15 protein-coding genes are annotated in these 23,091 nt (G+C 59.9%); 6 read left to right on the top strand and 9 right to left on the bottom strand.

What is annotated here, in order from left to right:
* Positions 1-130: 130 nt before the first annotated feature.
* The 7 genes from HPT27_RS04935 to HPT27_RS04905 all read right to left on the bottom strand — a co-directional run bounded on the left by HPT27_RS04935 (position 131) and on the right by HPT27_RS04905 (position 11,442).
* Positions 131-2,173, bottom strand: a complete 2,043-nt coding sequence (locus HPT27_RS04935; protein ID WP_172245100.1) for a S9 family peptidase — start codon at positions 2,171-2,173, stop codon at positions 131-133.
* A gap of 138 nt (positions 2,174-2,311) precedes the next feature.
* Entirely contained in the window at positions 2,312-4,858 is a 2,547-nt protein-coding gene (locus HPT27_RS04930; protein WP_172239764.1) for a CehA/McbA family metallohydrolase, read from the bottom strand.
* 215 nt (positions 4,859-5,073) lie between these two features.
* Positions 5,074-6,393, bottom strand: coding sequence for an acetyl ornithine aminotransferase family protein (locus HPT27_RS04925; RefSeq protein WP_172239761.1), 1,320 nt, complete (start codon positions 6,391-6,393; stop codon positions 5,074-5,076).
* 57 nt (positions 6,394-6,450) lie between these two features.
* Complete coding sequence (locus HPT27_RS04920) at positions 6,451-7,308, bottom strand: CoA-transferase subunit beta (RefSeq protein ID WP_235950845.1); 858 nt, start codon at positions 7,306-7,308, stop codon at positions 6,451-6,453.
* On the bottom strand, positions 7,305-8,144 hold the full coding sequence (locus HPT27_RS04915; RefSeq protein ID WP_172239758.1) for a CoA transferase subunit A: 840 nt from the start codon (positions 8,142-8,144) through the stop codon (positions 7,305-7,307). Before HPT27_RS04915 ends, HPT27_RS04920 begins: the two co-directional genes overlap by 4 nt.
* A gap of 243 nt (positions 8,145-8,387) precedes the next feature.
* Positions 8,388-9,956 (bottom strand): aldehyde dehydrogenase family protein, encoded by a 1,569-nt coding sequence (locus tag HPT27_RS04910; RefSeq protein WP_172239755.1) that lies wholly within the window; start codon positions 9,954-9,956, stop codon positions 8,388-8,390.
* 127 nt (positions 9,957-10,083) lie between these two features.
* Positions 10,084-11,442, bottom strand: a complete 1,359-nt coding sequence (locus HPT27_RS04905; RefSeq protein WP_172239752.1) for an aminotransferase family protein — start codon at positions 11,440-11,442, stop codon at positions 10,084-10,086.
* Between the two features lie 192 nt (positions 11,443-11,634).
* Between HPT27_RS04905 and HPT27_RS04900 the strand changes: the two genes are divergently transcribed.
* The 6 genes from HPT27_RS04900 to HPT27_RS04875 all read left to right on the top strand — a co-directional run bounded on the left by HPT27_RS04900 (position 11,635) and on the right by HPT27_RS04875 (position 19,859).
* Positions 11,635-12,477, top strand: coding sequence for an IclR family transcriptional regulator domain-containing protein (locus HPT27_RS04900; RefSeq protein WP_211197856.1), 843 nt, complete (start codon positions 11,635-11,637; stop codon positions 12,475-12,477).
* A gap of 11 nt (positions 12,478-12,488) precedes the next feature.
* Positions 12,489-13,676 carry a 3-oxoadipyl-CoA thiolase gene (gene pcaF / locus HPT27_RS04895; protein ID WP_172239749.1) on the top strand — a complete coding sequence of 396 codons (1,188 nt, stop codon included), beginning with the start codon at positions 12,489-12,491 and terminating at the stop codon, positions 13,674-13,676.
* A gap of 81 nt (positions 13,677-13,757) precedes the next feature.
* Positions 13,758-16,772, top strand: a complete 3,015-nt coding sequence (locus HPT27_RS04890) for a TonB-dependent receptor domain-containing protein (protein WP_172239746.1) — start codon at positions 13,758-13,760, stop codon at positions 16,770-16,772.
* A gap of 104 nt (positions 16,773-16,876) precedes the next feature.
* Positions 16,877-17,677 (top strand): hypothetical protein, encoded by an 801-nt coding sequence (locus HPT27_RS04885; protein WP_211197855.1) that lies wholly within the window; start codon positions 16,877-16,879, stop codon positions 17,675-17,677.
* Between the two features lie 62 nt (positions 17,678-17,739).
* The gene (locus HPT27_RS04880; protein ID WP_211197854.1) at positions 17,740-19,005 is read left to right on the top strand and encodes a Xaa-Pro dipeptidase; all 1,266 of its coding nucleotides are present in this window, start codon (positions 17,740-17,742) and stop codon (positions 19,003-19,005) included.
* Positions 19,006-19,139: 134 nt separating this feature from the next.
* Positions 19,140-19,859, top strand: a complete 720-nt coding sequence (locus HPT27_RS04875) for a 1-acyl-sn-glycerol-3-phosphate acyltransferase (protein ID WP_172239743.1) — start codon at positions 19,140-19,142, stop codon at positions 19,857-19,859.
* Between the two features lie 61 nt (positions 19,860-19,920).
* Here HPT27_RS04875 and HPT27_RS04870 read toward each other — a convergent pair whose 3' ends face one another.
* Positions 19,921-21,105: a GGDEF domain-containing protein gene (locus tag HPT27_RS04870; RefSeq protein ID WP_172239740.1), complete on the bottom strand. Its 1,185-nt coding sequence runs from the start codon at positions 21,103-21,105 to the stop codon at positions 19,921-19,923.
* Positions 21,106-21,383: 278 nt separating this feature from the next.
* Positions 21,384-22,778 carry a DEAD/DEAH box helicase gene (locus tag HPT27_RS04865; RefSeq protein WP_172239737.1) on the bottom strand — a complete coding sequence of 465 codons (1,395 nt, stop codon included), beginning with the start codon at positions 22,776-22,778 and terminating at the stop codon, positions 21,384-21,386.
* Between the last annotated feature and the right edge of the window lie 313 nt (positions 22,779-23,091).

The raw sequence follows: 23,091 nt of genomic DNA, 5'->3' as shown, positions 1-23,091 counted from the left end.
CGATGAGCCGAGATGCCCCCTCCCCTGTGAAGGGGAGGGTCGGGGTGGGGTAGTTGCCGCTCCGCGCAACACCGCCCGCACCGAATCCCTGATATTTTGCCTTCACGTTTTTCCTCACCCCGCACACTCGCTACGGCGTTTTCAGAAAACGTTCATACCACTCCAGATTGCGCTGCAAGCGGTCCTGCAAATAGCTCGGTACCGTCAGGCCATGATTCTCGCCGGGGAAAATCACCAGCTGGGTCGGCACCCGCAGTGAGCGCAGCGCCTGATACATCTGCTCGGCGCCGAGACAGGGCACATTGAAATCTTTTTCCGCGCACTGGAACAGCGTGGGCGTGCTGATGCGGTCGGCATGCAGGAACGGGAAACTGACTCTGGCGTAGGCGTCAAAATTCTCCCAGGGTCTGCCAAGCTCCAGCTCGTATTCGCGCACGTATTGATCGTGACCGTAATTGCCGAGCATGTTCGAGGTGCCGGCACCGCTGACGGCCGCTTTGAATCGTTTGTCGCTGGCAATGACGTAGTTGGTCAAGATCGAACCATAGCTCCAGCCACCGACGCCGAGCCGGTCCGGATCGGCAACGCCCAGTTTGACCACATGATCGACGCCGGCCAGTACGTCTTTGACATCGACATTGCCCCAGTCGGCGTAAATGGCCTTGGCGAAATCAAAACCGCGACCGGACGAACCGCGCGGATTGACCGCAACCACGGCAAAACCCTTGGCGGCATAGAACTGCCAGTCAAACATGAATTCGTGCGAGAACTGATAAACCGGGCCGCCATGGATGCGCAGGATGGTCGGGTAACGCTTGCCCGGTTCATAGCCAACCGGTTTCATCAGAAAGCCGTCGATGCGTTGGCCGTCACTGGTAAAGCTGATGTCTTCGGCGGGTTGCAGCTTACGCTCGGTCAGGAACTGATTGTGCGCGGTCAGCGCGCGGCCCGGCTGCTTGGCACCGGGTTCCAGCGCGGTCAGTTCAAACGGCGTGCGGTCATCGCTGTCGAGCAGTGCGATGCGGCCATTTTTGCTGAGCGCGTAGTCGTAGCCAAAGCGGTTGCCGTCGCTGACGTAGCGAATGGCGTTGGCTGGATTGCTTTCATTGGGATCGATTTGGGCCAGCCAGGTATTGCGGCTTTGTTCGACCAGCGCGTAAATTGATTTGCCATCAGCCGACCAACGCGGTTTGTAGAAACAGCGATCAATCCGGGCCGGCGTGGTGATTTTGCCGCTGACCAAATCGGCGACGGTCAGCTGCCACGGCGCGTAGTAAATCCATTTGTCTTCACCGCTTTGCAGCCAGACCAGTTTGCGACTATCCGGTGACCACTCGGGGCGTGATTCCCAGTATGGATCGACATCGGTGCCGTTGAAGGCGCTGATCCGGCGCGCCTCACTACCGACGGCCGGGGCGACTGTGTAGACATCAAAGTTCAGCGTGCGCTCGGCATCACCTGCTGTGCCAGCAACGCGACGCGAGACAAATGCGATCTGCTTACCATCGGGCGACCAAGCCGGCAGCATATCGTCCTGACTGCCAGTGGTAATCTGCTCGGCACTGCCGTCGGCGACATTCAGCAGATACAGATGCTGGTAGCGATCGGTCAGATAATCGCGGCCGTCTTCCTTGAATTGATAGCGGGTGATGACGCGCGGCGGTTCCGGCTTGTCCTTGCCGCGCGAATCTTTGCCCTGCTCCGGCGCCGGGTCTTCCGCCACCAGCACGATGCGCTTGCCATCCGGCGCCCAGTCAAAGTCCTCGATGCCGGCTTTCAGGGAACTGAGCTGACGCGCTTCACCGCCATCGGCTGGCAGCAGCCAGAGTTGCGTACTTTCGTCGTCACCGCGATCGGACAGAAACGCCAGCCATTTACCATCCGGACTCCAGCGTGGCGACCATTCACTGGCAAACGGCGTCTGGGTCAATTGCCGTGGCGCGCCACCCCGATACGAGACCAGCCACAGATCGCTGACGCTGGCATCACTGTCGGTATTGGCCGTGCTCACGACATAGGCGATGCGCTCGTTGTCGGGAGCAAATACCGGCGAACTGACGTCTTGCAGTCGGGCCATGTCGGACAGCTCAAGCGCCGGTTTTTCCGCCGCGGTGGCCACACACGCAATGCCGAGCAGCACGGTCGCCCAGGCCGGGTTGGCAGCAAACTTCATGTTCACGGACATTCTCCTTTCTGGCGCCGCAACGCACCGGCGCAATTCACGCAAAAGTGTTCTGATGAATTCGACTCATTGCTGAACCGGCACTGCGAGACTATTTCGATAAAAATCGCCAGACATGACGCGCCCTTTTTATTTCGCCGCCGGTTTCGCTTTTTCCTCAAACACCGCCCGGCCGGCCCGCAGATACTGCAGGGTCTTCTCGCGCTCCTGTTCGGTGTTGTAGTCGGTGCGCTGACCGGCATCGTCGATGATCCGATCAATCCAGCGCAGAAAATAGGCGGCATCTTCCGGCGCGCGCTGTGGCTTGCCCGGCAGCTCCAGCCAGACCGGATTGGTACTGCCGTAGGCGTACAGATCCTGCACCAGCGCATGCGGCTCCGGGTTATAGGCGCGCAGCAAAATCCAGCCGCTTTCCGTCAGCTCCAGCGCACCGGAAAAGTCGGCGCGCATACCGCTGCGGTCGGTTTTGATCCGCTTCAACACCTTGCCGTTGTGCAGAATTTCCACCATCGGCACCGGCGTGTTCGAGCGCACGGCGGCGTGGATCTCCACCCGTGTTGCTCCGGCCGGCAATTGCAGCGTGTCACCGGGCGCAACACCGTTGACGGTCAAGCCAAGCAGCGGCGCATTGCTGACAAAGCCGTGACCGTTTTTGATCGCCGCTTTCAATGCCGTCGGGGACGGCTTTTCGACCGCGAGAAACACCCGATTCAAGCCGACCGGACCGCGCAGCGAGGCGTAGTTGGTCATGGCATCGGTGCCGGCCGCGGCGGCTAGCTTGAACCCCAGATTGAGCAACCGATGCCACACTTCGGCGGTGGCCAGATGGTCGGCGAATGACACCAGCTCGTAGTAATCGGTCTTGCCGAGTGCAACATCGACCGGCAGCAGATTGGTCAACTTCTTTTCTTGTTCCGGCACGATGCGCCAGTCGAAGGGATGCACATAACCCATCAACGCCTGTTGTTCATGCGCCAGATCGGCAATGACGCCGTTATGCGGATACGGCGAGGCGAGTGCGGTATGCCGGTAGCTGCTGAAATCAGGCGTCAGATAATGGTCATCCAGATGCAGCAGGCCGAGATGGCCCCAGTAGCTGGTATGAAATTCCTGACCTTGAAAAATCGTGGTCGGCCCGAACTGGTCGGCTGTGGTCTTGAATTCGCCGATATCCGGAATTCGCTGCTCTTTGTTGACGATCAGGTTGTAAACGACATCCAGATCTTCGGCCTGCGCCTGTGCCGCCAAGCCGGCGAGCTGCTGGCGGTACTGGCCACCGTAGTTCATGTGCACATGCAGATCGGCGCTGAGGTGCGAGCCAAATTCGGCTGGCAGCGCATTGTCGTGCAGGGTCACGGTCAGCTCGCGGCTGCCCGGCTTCAGTTGCAGCGTTTGCTGCGCGATGCTCATCGCGAAACCATGCTGGATGATCAGCGTCAGCTCACCCACCGGCGCGGTCAGCACGCAGCGTTGCTGGCAATGAAAGTAGTGATGTTCATGGGCTTGTTGGCGCCGGTCAAAACCGTCATCGGCATGCAGCCAGCTGTCATCGGGACCGTAATGGCGGCCGTCACTGGCCAGCGCGGTCACCCGTGCCGCCAGCGGCTGGCCCCGGTCGTCACGCAGTTGCAGTCGCAGCTCGGCTATCGGGCGCTGAAAGTGGCGGCTGTTGGCGGTAATTTGTTGCCGTTTGCCGCCGATGACATCCTGCAGCCAGAGACTGCTGTTGCCCTGCTCGTTGCTGATATAAAGCACACGCTGACCATCACGTGACCAGCGGGCATTGCGCCGATCAAACTCACCAAACGTCAGCGGCAATGGCGATTGCCCAGTCGCCGTGGTCAGCCACAATTGATGCCATTGTCGACCTTGATAGCTGCTGTACAGCAGGCGTTTGCCATCGGGAGCAAATTCCGGTTTGGCGGCCCAGGTGGTTTCTTCCACCAGCACCCGATAACGATCATTCGGATCGCTGACCGACACCGACCACAGATCACCGCTGCCCCAGGCGACCTCCGGGTTGCCGACGTAAACAATGCGTTTGCCATCCGGACTCCAGGACGGATTCACCGCGTGATCAAACGTGCTGTAGTAATAGCGATCGATTTTGCTTTGCCGGTTGGCGACCAACGGCCGGATATTGGCCAGCCCCGCATCGGTCACATCAGCCAGATAGAGATTGAAGCGGCCGGCATTGTCACCGTGCTCGTCGGCCCGGGTGGAAACAAACGCCAGTTGCCTGCCATCCGGCGACAGCCGCGGCTCGACATTGCTGACCCCGCTGCGTGTCAGTTGCTGCTGTTTGCCGGTTGTGAGATCCAGCCGCCACAGTTCGAGCGCATCCTGATCGTGGCGAACAAAGATCAGGCTGCGACCGTCCGGCGCAACGTCCGGTTGATAGTCGTAACCGGGGCCATGCGTCAGCTCGCTGGCGTCGTCGCTGCCAAGCGCTTGTCGCCACAACGATCCCGCCATGCTGTACACCACCGACTTGCCATCCGGCAAAAACGCCGCAGCGGACGGCCCGCTGCTCAGCTGCGGCAGATACATCTCGCGCCAGTAATAGCTGTGCGGCAGCTGGATTTGTTTGAGCACCGGTTCGCGTGCGGCGTTGGCATTCGCTGCGCACAGCAAACCCAACCCAATTGAGGCAAACGCTATCCACATACGGGGCATTACGGTGACTCCGGATTTTGTTGTTGTGTGGCTGGTGTGAAGCGGCAATTACCCCACCCCCGCCCTCCCCTTCACAGGGGAGGGAGCGGTACGGTTCCGCTCCGTCGCAAGGGAAGCGCTGTAGCGTTCCTCCCCCTGTGAAGGGGGAGGTCAGGAGGGGGTAGTTGCCGCTCCCAACTTTCCGCAAACGATTCCGCTGCTACTGCCCTAGCACCTCAGCCCAGCGCTTCCTTCAAACTCACTTCGATGATCGTCATCGCTTCGTCAATCTGGGCGCGGCTCACCAGCAGTGGCGGCATGAAGCGCACGGTGCTGCTGCCGCAGGACAACAGTAACAAGCCGTTGTGATAGGCGCGGGTGATCAGCTGGTCGCAGAGTTCCTTGGCCGGCTTTTTGCCGCGGCGATCCAGCACCAGCTCCATGCCGATAAACAGGCCTTTGCCGCGCACCTCACCGATGCAGTCGAACCGGGTTTGCAGCGCGCGCAGTTTGGTCATGAAGTACTCACCAACTTCAGCGGCATTGGCGCAGTATTCGCTTTCCACCAGATCGAGCGTGGCAGTTGCCGCGGCACAGCAGAGTGGATTGCCGCCGTAGGTGTTGCCATGGGCGCCGCGCTGCCATTTTTCCATGTGTTTTTTCTTGGCAACGACCAGCCCGATCGGCATGCCGGAGCCCAAGCCTTTGGCCAGTGTCATGATGTCGGGCGCAACGCCCCAATGCTGACTCGCAAACATCTTGCCGGTGCGCCCGACACCCGATTGCACTTCATCGAAGATCAGCAGAATGCCGTGCCGATCGCAGAGTTCGCGCAGACCTTTCAGAAAGCCATCCGGCGGCACCAGATAGCCGCCCTCTCCCTGCATCGGTTCGATCACGATGCCGGCGACTTCGCTGGCTGGCACATTGCTCTGGAACAACACGTTTTCGATGTAATTGAGCACGGCGACGCCCTGATCTTCTCCGTGCAGCAGCGGCCGGTAATTGTTCGGGTACGGCACATGGGTCACACCCGGCATGCTCGGAAAGAAACCTTTTTGCTGGGTGTATTTGCTGGAGGTAAACGACAGTGACCCCATCGTGCGGCCATGGAAGCCGCCGAGAAAACCAATGAAGCGTTGCCGACCGGTGACATAGCGCGCCAACTTTAATGCGCCTTCAACCGCTTCGGTACCGGACTGACACATGAAACTCAGCACCGGCTCGGCCATCGGATTCAGTTCGTTGATGCGCTCACCGAGTTTGACTTGATGTTCGTGCCAGTAGTCACTGGAAATGTGCAGGAACTGATCGGCCGCCGCCTTGATGGCGCTGACCACCGTCGGATGACTGTGGCCGGTTGAACAGACAGCAATACCGGCCGCGAAATCGAGAAAGCGATTGCCGTCGACATCCCAGACTTCGACGCCTTTACCATGCGACATCGCAAACGGATAATCACGCGGATAGGACGGTGAAATCACTGCCTTGTCGCGAGCAATCAAGGCTCGGGCCTTAGGGCCCGGCAATTCGGTTTTGATGTGGGCACTGTTCATGCTGTCAATCTCGCTTGCAGGCCGGCGACGCTTTGTTTCGGCCAATGGTTAAAAAACTCAGGCCGTTTTCGGCAACACGATGCGAACCGGATTGGCATGAGCCTGCTCGGTACGCGCATGCAGCGAGCGTAACGCGCTCAACTCTGCTGCAGTCGGTTCCGGCAGTACCGTCAAGGTCGGGGCAATTCGCAGTGACCAGCCGGTGGCCGCGCTGACCTCCGCTGCGGTTACCCCGGGATAGACTGCCACCAGAGTCAATTCATCACTGACCGGATCCGGTTTCAACATGCCGTAGTCGGTGATCACGACTTGCGGCCCGGCGCCCGCGCTTGCATCAGCAAACTCGCCGTGCCGGCGCTGACCATTGCCGTTCATGAAGCCGCAGGAAGTGCGAAAACCCAGGCTCTCGACGAAACTGCGCGGCGATTGCTTCATGACGATCAGCACCTGCTTGGCATGCATGGCAATTTCCGGTGCACCGCCAGCGCCCGGCAGCCGCGTCGAGGGCCGCAGATAATCGCCAATCACCGTGCTGTTCAGATTACCGAAGCGATCAATCTGGGCGGCACCGAGAAAACCGATGTCAACGCGGCCACCTTGCAGGTAGTAACTGAAAATGTCCGGCAGCGGGATCACGCAATCAGCGGTCTCCGCCAGCTCACCATCACCGATGGACAGCGGCAGCACGCTCGGCTTGGTACCGACCGTGCCGGATTCGTAAATCAGCACCAGCTCCGGGGCATGCGTTTGCCGGGCCAGATTGCAGGCGGCACTGGGCAAGCCAATGCCAACAAAACAGACTGCGCTGTTTTGCAGCTGGCGCGCGGCGGTGACGGTCATGATCTCGTCGCGGCTGTAGTTCGGGACAGAATTCTGTCCCGAACTCTGTTCCGAATTCATTACTGCGATACTCATGCGGCCACCTGCAAACGTTGCAGAAGCTCAGCATGGTCGCGCAGTGCCAGCACATGGCTTTGCATCCAGCTGAGGAATTTTTCCCGGTCGCGGGCAATCTCATCCCAGGCCAGATAAAAGGCGTTGTCGCGCGGATAATGGCCTTGCGCATACGATGGATAGGCGCCACCCGGCACCACGGCAATGGCGGCGATCAACCAGCGTGGCAACACGATTGCGTTCATGTCGGCATCGATTTTTTCCACCTGCTGCTCAACCGTGACGATGACCGTTTTCGCCGCCAGCGCTGCCTCGCGTGCGGCGCCGACAATGCCGCGGATCAACACATTGCCGTCGGCATCGGCTTGCTGGGCATGCAAAATGGTGACATCGGGTTTGATGGCGGCGATCGCGCTCAGCCATTGCCCGGTGAACGGACACTGCTGCGGCTGGATTTGCGCCGGATTGACTTCCGCCAATTGCGTCGCCGGATAGCCTTTCATGAAGCCGCAGGGCATGCCACTGGCACCGGCCTGATAGGCGACCGCCATTTCGGCGTGACTGTGTTCATGCAAGGTCAGCGGCTGCGGCCACTGTTTTTCCACGGCATCACGCAAACGGTGCAACGAGCCGACACCGGGATTGCCGCCCCAGGAAAAGGTCAGTTCGCTGGCGCAGCCCATGCCGATCAATTGGTCGTAAATCAGATCCGGCGTCATCCGGATCAGATGCAGATTTTTTTTCTGCTGGCGGATGATTTCATGGCCGGCGGCAAATGGAATCAGATGCGTGAAGCCTTCCATGGCAACGCTCTGGCCGTCGTGAAGGTATTGCGCTATGGCTTGTTGCAAGCTCATGAACATGGCTAAACCTGAAAGCAGCGGGTGGACAGGGTGGAGCGTGCGCGCCGCGCGGGGCGAGGCAAGGCGTAACCCGGGGCGAGGTTGAACACCTCGCGAGGAGTTGCAACGCAGCATCGTGCCGCGCGGGGCGTGCGATCTGCCCTGTGGCGGTTGGTCAATTGCACAAACATGGCTGTCACAGTAGTGCGAACCCTCTTGGCGAATTGCGTATAGCGGTCACCCGCTGTTTTCAGGTTTTTACTCCACGACAGTTTGTGACTGTTCGCGCAGGTATTGCGCGAGGTAATAGAACGAGGCGATTGCCTTGCCGGTGGTGCTGGAACCTTTCCAGCCACCAAACGGCTGATAGCCGGGCCAGGCACCGGTGGTCGCCCCCTGCGGCCGGTTGGCGTAGGTGACGCCGGCTTCGATGTGCTCGTGAAACCAGCTGACCTCGTCGCGGCTGCCGTAAATGCCGGCAGTCAGACCCAGTGGCGTCGCATTGGCCTTGGCCATGGCTTCATCGTTACTGCTGCAGCGGTTGATCATCAGAATGGGCAGGAACATTTCCTGCTGCCACAGCGGATGTTGATCACTGGCTTCGGCCAGCGTTGGTTTGACGTAGTAGCCACGGCTGTTGTCGCCATCACGCAGATAGTGTCCGCCGATCAACAACCGGCTGCCTTGCGTGCGCAGCAGCGCACTGTATTCGCCATAAGCACGGTAACCGGCTTCGGTGGCAACCGGCCCCAGCCAGTGTTTTTGTTCGAGCGGATTGCCGATGCGGATTTCACCTAGGTGCTGCTGCAGTTGTTCAATCAACTTGTCGGCAACGCTGCTGTGGACATAAAGCCGTGACAGTGCCGAGCATTTTTGGCCAGCCATGCCAAACGCCGAGCGGGTGATGCCGAGCGCAGCACGCTCCAGATCGGCCTCGGCGGTGACGATGCAGGCATTCTTGCCGCCCATCTCGGCAATGCACGGCCGGGGATAGGCACCGCTCAGCATTTTTCTGGCGATGGCCATGCCGGTTTCGTAGGAGCCAGTGAAGGTGACGCCGGCGGTCAGCGGATGACTGATCAGCGCCTCACCAACGACCCGGCCGCTACCACTGACATAGTTGAAAACGCCGGCCGGAAAACCGGCATCGCGCATGCAGTCGGCCAGCAGGCGTCCGGCCCATGGCGTGGTTGTTGCGCCTTTCAGCACCACGGTATTGCCGGTGACAAGTGCGGCAGCCACCGGGCCGCCAGCGAGGGCAAACGGGAAATTGAATGGCGTGATCACCACCCAGGCGCCGTGCGGTTTCATGACGCTGCGATTGCGCGAGATATAGCCGTTGACCGGATCGTTTGGCAGCGGATGATAAAAGCCGCCTTCGCGTTCATAGTGATCGCAATAGACGCGGAAGAAGTCGACCGTTTCCTGGGCTTCGCCGAGTGCTTCCATCCGGTTTTTGCCCACTTCCAGCGTCAGTGCGGCGGCGATTTCATACACCCGGGCTTCCATCAGCACGGCCGCTTTGCGCAGCAGGCGCATGCGCTCGGTCATCGAGGTTTTTCGCCACTGGGCAAACGCACGATGCGCGGCCTGCATGGCAATGTCGGCTTCGGCAGCGCTGGCATCGGCGAACTCGCCAAGCACCAGCTCGCGATCGATCGGACTGTGCAGCATTTTGGTGGTGGCCGGCGACCGATCAGCGCCATCGATAAAACAACCGTAGCGACGTCCGAGTCCGGCGACCACGCGCGCGACCGCCGCGTCAAACCGCTGGTGCAACTCCGCTGGCGGATTGAACATGGTCGAATAGGTCAACTGAAAACTCATGACGACAACATCCTCACTTTGGCGGCTGACAAGCGATGTCAGCCGCGTGAAATTTCGTTTGGTAGTTCCTGATTACAGCTTGTCCTGATTACAGCCCGGTCTGATTAATTTTCCGTTCGCGCCTGCATCAAACACGGTTGTCATTGACGGCATTGGCCGTGCCGTCATTCGCCAGCGTTTGTCCGAGCTCGCCAAGCAGACGATCGAGCAGGGCAATGGCATCGCCGAGATCGGGTTCGCTGATCACCAGCGGTGGCGCCAGAATGATCAGATTGCCGCGGGTGGCAAACGAAACGTTGGCAGCCAGCCCCGACCGCACCAGTTCTTTCAGCGCCGGATGACTTTCCGGCCACGGCGCCAACGGTTCCTTGCTGGCGCGATTGCGGATGAGCTCGACCACGGCAAACAAGCCATGACCACCGCGCACTTCACCGATGACCGCATGCTTGCGCTGCAAGCCTTGCAGGGATCGGAACATCTGCTCGCCGAGCACGCGCGAGCGCTCAATCAGATTTTCGTTTTGATAGCTTTCGACGGCGGCCACGCCAGCCGCACAGGCGAGCGGATGACCGCAGTAGGTCAGGCCGGTGTAGAGCATTTGCGGCGCCAGCACGCGCGCCACGTCGGCGGACACGACCACGGCACCCAGCGGCACATGGGCGCCGGTCAAGCCTTTGGCCAGCGTCATCAGATCGGGCCGGTTTTCGTCGCCGTAGCGCTGCCAGGCAAACCACTGGCCACAGCGACCGAAGCCGCTCATCACTTCATCGGCAATCAGCAGCACGCCACGCTTGCGAGTCAGTTCGCGCAGCGCAGGCCAATAGTTGTCGGGCGCGACAATGCCGTTGGTGCCGGCATTCGGTTCCATCAACACGGCCGCGACCGGATCGTCGGTGTGATCATCAATCAGTGCGGCGATTTGATCGGCCGCGAGTTGCGCGCATTCACTGACGCTGTCGCTGGCAAACGGACAGCGATAGCCATACGGCGGCCACGCCTGCAGCACCCGATGCGCTTCCGGATCGACTTGCTGACGGGTGCGACTGTCGCCGGACAGGGCCATCGCGGCGTAGCTGGCGCCGTGGTAGGAACGATCGCGGGTGATGGCCCAGCCGCGCGGCAAACCGCGCGCCTGACGGGCAAATTTGATGGCGTTTTCGTTGGCGTCGGCACCCCCGAGCGTGAAGAACACCCGGCCACCATCAAAACCACTTTTCTCCAGCAGCAATTCCGCCAGTCGGGCGCGCGGTTCGGCGCCCCAGGCATTGGTGACAAAACAGAGCTGGCTGGCTTGCGCCTTGATGGCGGCGACAACGTGAGGATGCTGGTGGCCGAGGTTGTTGCATTCGGCCAGGCTGCTCATGTCGAGAATGGCCCGGCCATCCGCGGTGAAAAAGCGGGCGCCCGCGCCCCCGGTGACGGTGGGCGCGTCCCATTCCGTCTGCCTGCACCAGCTGTGCAGCACGGTTTGCCGTTCGGGAAGCATGGTCGGGGTCGGTCCCTCGTGGCCGGTTGTCGCCGGTGCTAGTCCATCCCGTCCGGGGTCGACCCGGGCAGGCACCTCACTTGAATTATGTGCGATATTCGCACTGTTATTCTTATTGCGAACAACTGTAAAAGCCCTTACCTTTGCCTGTCAATGACCTTTCCTTTGCCCTCAATGATGGACCCTGCCCTGATGGACGCTGCCACTATGGACAACCATCCCGAAACCACCAGTGCGACCCCGGTCGCCTTTGATGACAGCCCGGACTACATCCAGTCGCTGCATCGCGGCCTCGATGTGATCCGCGCCTTCAGCCGGGAAAACCCGGCCATGACCCTGTCCGAGATTGCCGAAATTACCGGCCTGTCGCGGGCCGTGGTCCGGCGGGTCTTGCTGACCCTGCAATTCCTCGGCTTTGTCGGCCAGCAGGGCCGGCAGTTTTATCTGAGCCCGCGCATTCTCGAACTCGGCTTCAGCTACCTGTCGTCGCTGCCATTCACCGATCTGGCGCTGCCCTTCATGGAAGAGCTGGCCCAGCAGGTACACGAATCCTGTTCGCTGTCGGTGCTCGATGGCAGCGACATTGTTTACGTGCAGCGGGTGCCGGTGCGCAAAGTGATGACGATCAGTCTCGGCATTGGCGCCCGGCTGCCGGCATATTGCGCCTCGATGGGCCGGGTGCTGCTGGCCGCACTCGATCCGACCGAGCTGGCACTGCGCCTGCCGGAAACGCTGCCGGCGCGGACTCCGCACACGCTGACCAGCCGCAGCGCCGTGCTGCGCGAAATCGCTCAGGTTCGCGAGCAGGGTTTTGCCTACGTCGAGCAGGAACTGGAACTCGGACTTTGCTCGCTGTCGGTGCCGGTGCGTGATCGCAACCACCGGGTGATCGCGGCGCTGAATATCGGCATGGCGTTTCGTACCGGCGCCCGCGACCGCGCGATTCACGAACTGTTGCCGGCACTGCGCGAGACCGCCAGCCAGATTGAAAAAGCCATGCCGAATGACTGGACCCGCGGCAAAGGTCATCGATGAGTTCGGCGAACATGAATGCGGTTTTTCTGGTCGATGCCATCCGCACACCCATCGGCCGTTACGCCGGTGCATTGGCGACCATTCGCACCGATGATCTGGCGGCATTGCCGCTGCGCGCCTTGCTGACCCGGCAACCACAGCTCGAACCGGGCCTGATCGATGAAGTGGTGTTTGGCTGCGCCAACCAATCCGGCGAAGACAATCGCAACGTCGCCCGCATGGCGAGCCTGCTGGCCGGGTTGCCAGTCAGCGTGCCGGCGATCACGGTCAACCGGCTGTGCGCCTCCGGACTCGACGCCATCATCCACGGTGCCCGTGCCATTGCCTGCGGCGATGCCGACATCATCGTTGCCGGTGGCGTCGAATCGATGAGCCGGTCACCGTTCGTCATGGCCAAACCGAGTGCAGCATTCGGCCGCGACCAGAAGCTGGAAGACAGCACGCTCGGCTGGCGTTTCATCAATCCGAAAATGGCGGCGCAATACGGCGTCGACACCATGACCGAAACCGCCGAGAACCTGGCGCGCGAGCAACAAATCAGCCGTGAGGATCAAGATGCCTACGCACTGCGCTCGCAGCAGCGCACCGCTGTCGCGCAAACCGAACAGCGCTTCGCCGGCGAAATTCTGCCGGTCGAAGTCGACGGCAAACTGATCAGCACCGACGAACATCCGCGCAGCGATACCACGCTTGCCAAACTCGCCAGCCTGAAACCGCTGCTGCGCAACGGCAGCGTCACCGCCGGCAATGCCTCCGGCCTGAACGATGGCGCTGGCGCCATGCTGCTGATGTCGGAGCGCGCACTGAATCGCCATGGCTTGACGCCGCGCGCGCGACTGCTCGCCAGCGCCAGTGCCGGCGTGGCCCCGCGCACGATGGGCATCGGTCCAGTGCCTGCCATCAACAAACTGCTGCAACGCCTGCGGTTGTCGGTGCAGGATTTTGCCCACATCGAAATCAACGAGGCGTTCGCCGCGCAAGTGCTCGCCTGCAGCCGCGCGCTCGGCCTCGCTGACGACGCCCACCAGCTCAATCCGGATGGCGGTGCCATCGCTCTCGGCCACCCGCTTGGCCTGTCCGGTTTGCGCCTGGTGCAACACGCCATGCTGAGCTTGCAGCAGCGACAACAACCGCGCGCGCTGTGCGCGCTATGTGTAGGTGTTGGCCAGGGCGTGGCAATGGCGATCGAGCGGGTTTGATTTTTTTTGGGCAAAACACGAAATTAAAAAAAAGAAAACGCACAGCATCCCGAGCGCAAACAAAAAAACAAGGAGCACGTCATGGTAGCAAGCACGCAAACCCTGAACCGAGTGACTCAAGCCATCGGCTGGGCCTTGGCCCTGATCCATTTGCCAGCATCCGCGCAGGATGCGGACACCGAGAAAGAGCCAGAAGCTGAGCGGGTCGTGGTCACCGGCTCGCTGATCCGCCGGGCCGAATTCAAAGGTGAACAACCGGTTGAAATCATCAGTGCCGAACAAGCCGCCGCGCAAGGCGTCAGCAATGTCGGAGAATTGCTGCGCCGGATCACCGTTGCCTCTGGCTCACCGCAGGTCACGGCCGCACTTGGGGTCGACTTTGTCAACAGCGGCGGTGAAGGCGTTGAAACCATCGGCCTGCGCGGGCTTGGCGCCAACCGTACCTTGGTGCTGTTAAACGGTCGCCGGGCCGGACCCGCCGGTACCCGCGGTGGCACGTCGTCATTCGATTTCAACGTGCTACCGATCGCCGCAATCGACCGGGTTGAAATTTTGAAAGACGGTGCCTCGTCCTTGTACGGATCCGACGCGATTGCCGGCGTCATCAACATCATCACCAAGAAAGGCGATGGCGGCGAAGTCAACGTTTATGTCTCGCAACCGGAACAGTCGGGTGGCGAAGAAAACCGTTTCAGCGCGACCTGGGGTGCCAGCTCCGAGAACGGTTCGTTCCGCATCGTTGCCGACTACAACAAGCAATTCGAGCTGGCCCGCGGCCAGCGTGATTTCGCCAGCTGCAGCCGGCGCAATCTGTTCGACCCGAACAGCGGTGCCCGCCGCGACCCCATCGACCCGCGCACCGGCCGCGCCCATTGCCTCGATTGGCGCTGGGGCCATGTCTGGATATACGACTATCAGGATCCGGATAATCCGGATGGCAACTATCGCGACTTCCAGTTGATGCAGTACGACTATGACGGTTCGTTGGCGCAGTTTGCGCCTGACGGTTCGGTTATGCCAAACGTATATGATCCGCTCAATCCAGATCGCATCGTGACACCGGCTGGTTGGTACGCCGTCAATTACGATCGGGAAACCGATGCACTGACCAACGCCGATCATCCCTTTCAGAACGCCCAGTCGCTGGTGCCGGAATCCGAACGCACGACGATTTACGGTCAGGGCGATCTGCAGCTGACCGATTCGGTGACGCTGTATAGCGAAGTACTGCTGAACCGACGCAAGAGTTACACCAACTCCTATGCTCAGTTCTGGGGCTACGTCTACAACGAGACCCATTCTTTCGACGAAGACGGCAACATGGTCGAACAAGGCGGCAATCCGCTTTCTGCTGGTTGGGCCGGCGCCCAGTGGCTCAGCCCCACCGCCATTACCGATCACTTCGACTCCAGCACCAAAGTGGATTACCTGCGCGCAGTCGTTGGCCTGAACGGCGAACTCAACGATTGGTACTGGGATGTCTCCTATCAATTCAGTCGTTCCGACGGCGATTACAGCAACGACGAGATTTACGGCGACTCGATTTGGGATCAGAACTGGGGATTCGGTTCCTGTGCCGGCAACCCGACATCAACCCGCGGCGTCGACTGCATCGACATTCCGTGGCTGGATCCGGAATTCCTGCGTGGCAATATCTCGCCTGAGCTGCGCAAATTCCTGTTTGGCAGACAAACTGGCAATACCCTTTACGAACAACATGCTTTCGACGCCGTGATCACGGGCGATTTGTTTTCGCTGCCCGCCGGCACTGTGGCCGTCGCGACTGGCATCCACTACCAGACTGACAAGATCAACGACACTCCCGGCGATATCTGGCTGCAGCAAAACTCCTGGCACGGCTGGTCGGCAGGCATCACCAAAGGCGAAGACACCACCACCGCAGCGTTTGCCGAATTCAAACTGCCGTTGCTGGCCGACCTGCCCGGGGTTGAATACCTGGAGCTTTCGCTGTCCGGCCGCTACACCGATGTCGACAGCTCGGGCAGCGCCAATACTTACAAGTCCAGCTTGAGCTGGCAGATTGGCGCTGGCGTCAGCGTGCGCGCTTCCTACGGCACGTCATTCCGGGCGCCGGCGCTGTTCGAACTGTATCTGGCTGACGAAGTCAGTTTTGCTTCCCAGCGCGATATCGACCCCTGCATTGATTGGGGCGCAGCACTGGCCAACGGCGACATCTCGCAACGAATCGCTGACAACTGCGCTGCGGACGGTTTGCCTAACGATTTCGGTGGCGGCGCGATCACGGCCACGGTCTACACTGGTGGTGGCCTCGGCCAGCTAAAACCGGAAACAGCCAAAGCCACAACCTACGGCGTGGTGTGGAACGCCGACTTTGCCGAGCTGGCGATCTCACTCGACTATTTCGACTTCAAGGTCGAAGACGAAGTCACCATTCTTGGCGCCCAGAACATCGTGCGGCAATGCTATGACTCGCTGAATTTTCCGACCGACCCCTTGTGTGATCTGTTTGATCGGGCAACACCGGAGTCCGGCGAGGAACCGGTCGATTACCGCATCGAGCCGGTGAGCGACCGCTACATCAACATCGCCCAGCAGATTTATCGAGGCTACGACTTCGCCATTGATTACCACACTGAAATTCCGTTCGGCACGCTGATCCTGCAGACTCGCCATACCTTCCAGGAAGAAGAAACACAGCAGTTGTTCGCGGGCGCCGAAGAAGACTTCAAGGGCGAATATGGCCACCCGGACCACACGGCGACGTTCAATGCCACGGTTGAAGTCGGCAACTGGCTAGTTGATTGGGGCGTGCAATATTTCGGTCCGGTGTCGAACAAACGCCGGTTGGGCGGCGATGTGGTCGATTATCGCGGTGACGACGTTCGCATAGTGGTGGGCAATGACGGAATCTATTACCACTCCTTGTCGACCTCCTATCAACCCGAGGACAAGCGCTGGGAAATGACGGTTGGCATCGCCAACCTGACCGACAAAGAACCGCCTACCGTTAGTACCTATCGCAGTGAACTGCGCAGCATCGGTGATGCCGCCGCTTATAGTCAGTACGATTTGTTTGGTCGGCGCTTCTTTGCCGACTTCACCTATCGGTTCTGATGACAGCGCCGATGCGGCTGGCAACAGCCGCATCGGCCTGAGTTGTCAGGGCGCTTTGCAATTTTGCTCATCGGGTTTAATGTCCTGACCTTATTCCGACCCAAATGCGGTATGTCATGCCTGTTATCCACGCCAAAGCAGACCAATTGAATGAGATTTGTGGCCAGTTTCCGCAACAGCCGCTCACGCAACCGGTCTTTCTGAACTCGGTACCAAAGTGTGGTACGCATCTGATCAGGAATATTGTTCGGATGTTTGTGCCGGTTGCCCAGCAATACCATAGAGCCTTTATCCAGTATCCCGTCCTGCACCAGCACCGGGCCGCCTTTGATGGCCGCGCGCCCATGCTCAGCTGGGGGCATCTGCTGTTTTCCGATGAATCTGCCCAGGCCGTGCACGGCGTTAATCATGTACTGATCGTACGTGACCCCTATGACTGGGTACTGGCGCGCGCACGCTTTTTTCTTTCAGACAACTTTCAAGGCTCACTTGAGCATCTGAAGAATGGCAAATACTCCGTTGACCAGTTGCTGAACATGATGATTTTCGGCATTTACGACAAGGCACCGGAATTGCGCGAGATTTTCACTCATAACGCAGTTGCCTGGCTCGGGTCGTCAACCAAGCTGATTCGCTACGAAGATCTGGTCTTTCATCTGAAACATATCGACCGAGGTGCAGCCGAGGATTATTTTGCCGAGCTGTTGGCATCGTGTGGAGTAACACAGTTGCCGACAGACTGGAAGCAGCGGGTATTGATCGGGTCCGATCGAAAACACAGCGCAACGGCGCGCGAAAACCTATCCGGACCACAATTGCAATGGCCAGATGAACTGCCCGCCTTGCAGAAGCAAATGGTCGACTATGTTGCCCCGGGGTTGCGCGCCATGCTGGGCTACCGATAACAAAACGACAGCGACGTCTGAAATGCCAAACCCCGATCATGAACGGCGTTGCCGGAGACACTATGATGAAAACCTTTATTTATCTGCTGTTGCTTTCCACGTTTTGCCGCGGAGCTGAAGCCAATGAAGTCGTCGCCATCAAGGCCGGTCGGTTACTGGATGTCGACAACAGCAAACTGCTCCAGGATGTCGTGCTGACCGTTGTCGATGGCCAGATCACTAACACTGGCAATACGGTGCCAGCCGGCGCCCGCGTGCTCGACTTCAGCGATAAAACCGTGCTGCCAGGTTTGATCGATGTCCATGTTCATCTGAGTGTCAATGCCTACGATGGCAGTTATGAATCGCTCGGTATTTCGGTGCCGGCACAAGCGATCTCGTCGGCGGCCAATGCCCTGAAAACGCTGCAAGCCGGTTTCACGACGGTGCGCAGTGCCGGCGCGGCCAATTACACCGATGTTGCAACCCGCGATGCGATCGGCAAGGGCGAAATCACCGGGCCGCGCATTCTTGCTGCGGGCAATTTCATTGGCATGACCGGAGGCCATTGCGACACCAATTTGCTGGCGCCGGAATTCGGCCAGCGCGATCCGGGCGTCGCCGACGGGCCGTATGCCTTGCGAGCCAAGGTGCGCGAGAACGCCAAATACGGTGTGGATGTGATCAAGTTCTGCGCGTCAGGCGGGGTAATGACCAAGGGCGATGATCCGGGCACTCAGGAACTGACACTGGAAGAAATGCAGGCCATCGTTGACGAGGGTCATCGCATGCACAAAAAGGTGCTGGCGCATGCGCACGGCACCGAAGCCATTAAAACGGCGATACGCGCCGGTGTCGATTCGATTGAACACGCCAGCCTGATCGATGATGACGGCATCAAGCTCGCGAAAAAGAACGGCACCTATCTGGTGTTCGATGTCTACAACGACGAATTCATTCGTGAGGAGGGCCGCAAGGCCGGTTTGCTGGAAGAAACGCTGGCAAAGGAAAAACTGGTCGCCGATGCCCAGCGCGAGAATTTTCGCCGCGCCGTCAAGGCTGGCGCCAAGATCGCATTCGGCACCGATGCCGGCATTTATCCGCACGGCGAAAATGCCAAGCAGTTTGCCTGGATGGTCAAATACGGCATGACCCCGATGCAGGCGATCCAGTCCGCGACAATTGATGCCGCCACATTGCTCGGCAAAGACAAGCAGCTCGGCAGTCTGGCGGTCGGAAAAGTTGCCGATTTCATTGTCGTCAGCGGCGATCCGCTGGCCAATGTTCAGGCACTGGAACAGGTCGACAAGGTATTTGTTGCCGGCAAGCTGGTTTACTCAAAGCCGTGATCGCTGCGGCAGTATTTTCCGCACCGTAATGGCGGACGGCTCTTGGCAAATGGGCTGAAATGGCCTAATTTGCCGGCCGGCCTGGAATGGGCCGACCTCACTTTGCGCACGGAACGCTTTTCTGACGGTTGTACTTGGATAGCGTTTTTCTGCCCATCATGTTCAGCTACGTATTGCTCAGTTTGACCAAAGGCCTGTCGGCGCTGTTTTATCGCTTTCAGGTGGAGTGGCTCAGCGACGAACGCTTCGAAGCCAGTGATCAGGTGCGCCTGTTGGTGCTGCTGAATCACACCAGCTTGTTCGAACCAGTGTTCGTTCGCATCGCGCCGCAGCGCTTGTTGCGCCATATTTCGCAGCGCTTGCTGATTCCGGTGGCGGACAGCACCATCGAGCGGCCGGTGGTCGGCAAGATTCTGACGACGCTGGTCCCGGGCACGGTGCCCATCTCACGCAAGCGTGATGAGTCCTGGCAGCAGTTCCTGAGTCAGGTGTCGGAAAAGACACTGGTCGCGATTCTGCCCGAGGGTCGGATGAAGCGCGCCAATGGTCTCGACAAGCATGGCAACCCGATGACCGTGCGCGGCGGGGTTGCCGATATTCTGAGCCGACTGGATAGCGGCAAGATTTTGTTTGTCTACAGTGGCGGCTTGCATCATGTGCAGAGCCCGGGACAACCGATTCCACGTTTGTTCAAATCGATCAAGGTCCGGCTGGAGATGGTCGACATTGCGGCGTACAAGCGCCAGCATCACGCCGACGATCATCCGCAATTTGTTCGCCAGGTCATTGCCGACATGCAAACGCGGCTGCATCAATTCGTGCCACATTGCCCGCAGCAGCCCTGTAATCGCTAATTGCTGATCGCCGTTTTTTTATCGCTTCATTGACCGCTGGCAATATGGCGCGGAATGAGGCTTATGTTGCTGCCGTCACCGCGACAGCTCGTTGAATCGGCCGCTGCTCGACCTGGTTGCGACCGGCGGCCTTGGCGGCATACAGCGCGGCGTCGGCCGCGGCTATCAAATCAAGCAGATGCTCGCGCTGAACCGCAGTGGCCATGCCGACGCTGACGGTCAGTCGAATCGATTGCTTGTGCCAGTCCAGCACCGTGGTTTCGACCATGTGCCGGATGCGCTCGGCGATGCGTTTGGCCGCTGCGGTATCCGAACCCGGCAACAGCACAGACAGTTCTTCGCCGCCGTAACGCGCCAGCACATCGCCGGCGCGCAATTCCTGCCGGATGATTTCGGTAATGGTTTTCAAAACGTAGTCACCAGCCAGATGACCGTGACGGTCGTTGACTGTCTTGAAGTGATCCAGATCGAGCATCAACAGCGATACCGGCAACTGGTGCCGATCAATTTGCGCCAGCGCGGTGCTGGCAATAGGCTCGAAGGCATGCCGGTTGTAGGCGCCGGTCAGCGCGTCGGTGGTCGCGCGGCGGGCCAGATCCCGCATCAGCCGTTCACGCGCCATCAGCATGAAGCCGATGCCCATCGCATAAAAAATGACGAACACCGCCAGATAAAATACCGAATGCACCCAGCTGACATCGTGCAGGCCCTGGGAAACGTGTACGCCGGACAGGCCGGTCAGCAGCCGTATCAGCATCAGCAGCGCGATCGTCAGAAAGGTGATGCCGAGAAAGCGCCGGGCTGGTTCATCGTGTTCACAGCCGCGCAGCAGAATCCAGCCGGGGTAGGCACCGAGTGGCAGCATCAGCACCGAGATGGCATTGACCCGCTGCTGATAATCGCTGCCGATGAGCGCGACGAGAATAAAGATCAGCATGACCGAGCCGACGATGGTGGCCATGGTCCAGCGCACACGCAGCGGTAATTCCAGCGCTTGCCGGACCGCTTCGGTCATCAACCCGACCGCCAGAAAAATCAGCAGATTCGGTAACACAACCGACACGGTTGAAGGCGTACTGGCGCGCATCGCCATCAGCAGAAACGCCAGCGAAAACGCCACATAGGACAGCGCCCAGGTGAGGATGCCTTGACCGGCCTGCTGACGACGCTGGGTCAGCCACATCAACAAGCTGGACACCAAGGTGCTGAACACCAGCATCACAATCATCGTGCGGGTATCCAGCATGAACAGAGCTCTCCTTAACCGACGGGTACGGCGCCGATTCGGCTGCGGCGGCGCTCGCGCTCAAGTGTAGCTGCAGACGGTTCGTCTGGTAATGGTGGATCCGGTCAGGCTGGTTCTGGCAAGAGACGTTCCGGCAACAGGCGTTCCGGATAGCGTGATTGCGTATGGAGCGGTTACAACAACGGATACAACCGCAATTGTCACCGCCACAGCAGCGAGTTGTCTGCTGCGGCGGTAATCGCCGTTGCCCGGCTGCGCCGGTCCGACGCTGCTGCAGCTTACGGCTTGTCGCTGCCGGCCGGACGCGCTTGCCGATGCCGACCAGACGCCGGTTGTGCGCTTCGGCGCAAACTGCCCTGCTGCGGATGTGGCTTGTTGGTTTTCGGGGCATGACCGCTGCGGGCTTGGCCTTCGGTGCTCTTGCCGCTGCGGCTACCGTCACTTTTTGCGCCAGCCGGTCGCGCCCGACGCGCTTGCGGCGGCCGTGCGGGCCGCTCGTCTTCATCCGGTTGACGCGGTGCGTTCGGATCCGGTTTGAAGCCCGGCACGATCTGACGCGGCAAGCTTTGCTTGGTCAGCCGTTCAATGGCTTTCAGCAATTTTTCTTCGTCGCGCTCGACCAGCGATACGGCTTCACCGCTGGCACCGGCACGGCCGGTACGACCGATGCGGTGTACGTAATCTTCGGCGACGTTCGGCAATTCAAAATTGACCACATGCGGCAGTTGCTCGATGTCGAGACCGCGCGCAGCAATGTCGGTCGCAACCAGTACCCGGACATTGCTGGCCTTGAAATCGGCCAGCGCCTTGGTGCGGGCGCCCTGGCTCTTGTTGCCGTGAATCGCGGCGGCGGTGATGCCATCGCGCTCCAGTTTCTCAGCGAGCCGATTGGCGCCATGCTTGGTGCGGGTGAACACCAGCACCTGCTCCCAGTTGTGATCACGAATCAGTTTGCTGAGCAGCTCGGTCTTGCGACCGCGATCGACCGCATAAACGGTTTGCTCGATGCGCTCGGCCGTGGTGTTGCGCGGCGCGACGTCGATTTGCAGTGGGTTCTGCAACAACCCGGCAGCGAGGGTGCGGATTTCGCCGGAAAACGTTGCCGAGAACAACAGGTTCTGCCGCTGTTTCGGCAACAGCGCCAGCACTTTCTTGATGTCGTGGATAAAGCCCATGTCGAGCATGCGATCGGCTTCATCCAGCACCAGAATTTCAACTTCGTTGAAACGCACGGCGCGCTGGTTGTACAGATCCAGCAAACGGCCCGGTGTTGCCACCAGCACGTCGACGCCTTTGCGCATCGCCATCATTTGCGGATTGATGCCGACGCCACCAAACACCACCGCCGAACGCAGCGGCAGATGCTTGCCATAGGTCGCGACACTTTCCTGCACTTGCGCCGCGAGTTCGCGGGTCGGCGTCAGCACTAGGGCGCGAATGCAATTCGGCGAGACTTTCTTGCCTTGCTCCTTGCCCGACTGCAGCAAGCGCTGCAACAGCGGCAAGGTAAAGCCGGCGGTTTTGCCGGTGCCGGTTTGCGCGGCAGCCATGATGTCGCGACCGGTCAACACGGCCGGAATGGCCTGCGCCTGAATCGGTGACGGGGTTTCGTAACCTTGCTCGGCAACGGCGCGCAACAAGGGCTCGGACAGACCGAGAGTGGTAAAGGACATGATTTTTCTCAAAGCTGGCAGAAGGAAATGATGGCGCACACAGGCAAACCATCACACCAGCGGGGTACTGCGGACAGCCGATGGCATCGGCGGCAAGGCAGGAACGGACTGGGCGAAATCGCGGGGCGATCTGGCACATCAAACCGTGCGGTGACGTGTGATACGGGCAACTGCTGGCGGGAGGCCCCATCTACCGGGCGCGCAGACTAACCGATCGGTGCTGATAAAACGAGCAAAACCGCAGCAAGCGGTACGCCTGTCAGGCAACACGAGGGCGTTGCCGGCGCTCGTTGCGAACGCACTTCGCTGACGC

Source organism: Permianibacter fluminis, assembly GCF_013179735.1.
GTDB lineage: Bacteria > Pseudomonadota > Gammaproteobacteria > Enterobacterales > Permianibacteraceae > Permianibacter > Permianibacter fluminis.
The sequence above is the reverse complement of the archived record's forward strand: the minus strand, read 5'-3'. Positions and strand labels throughout refer to the sequence as shown.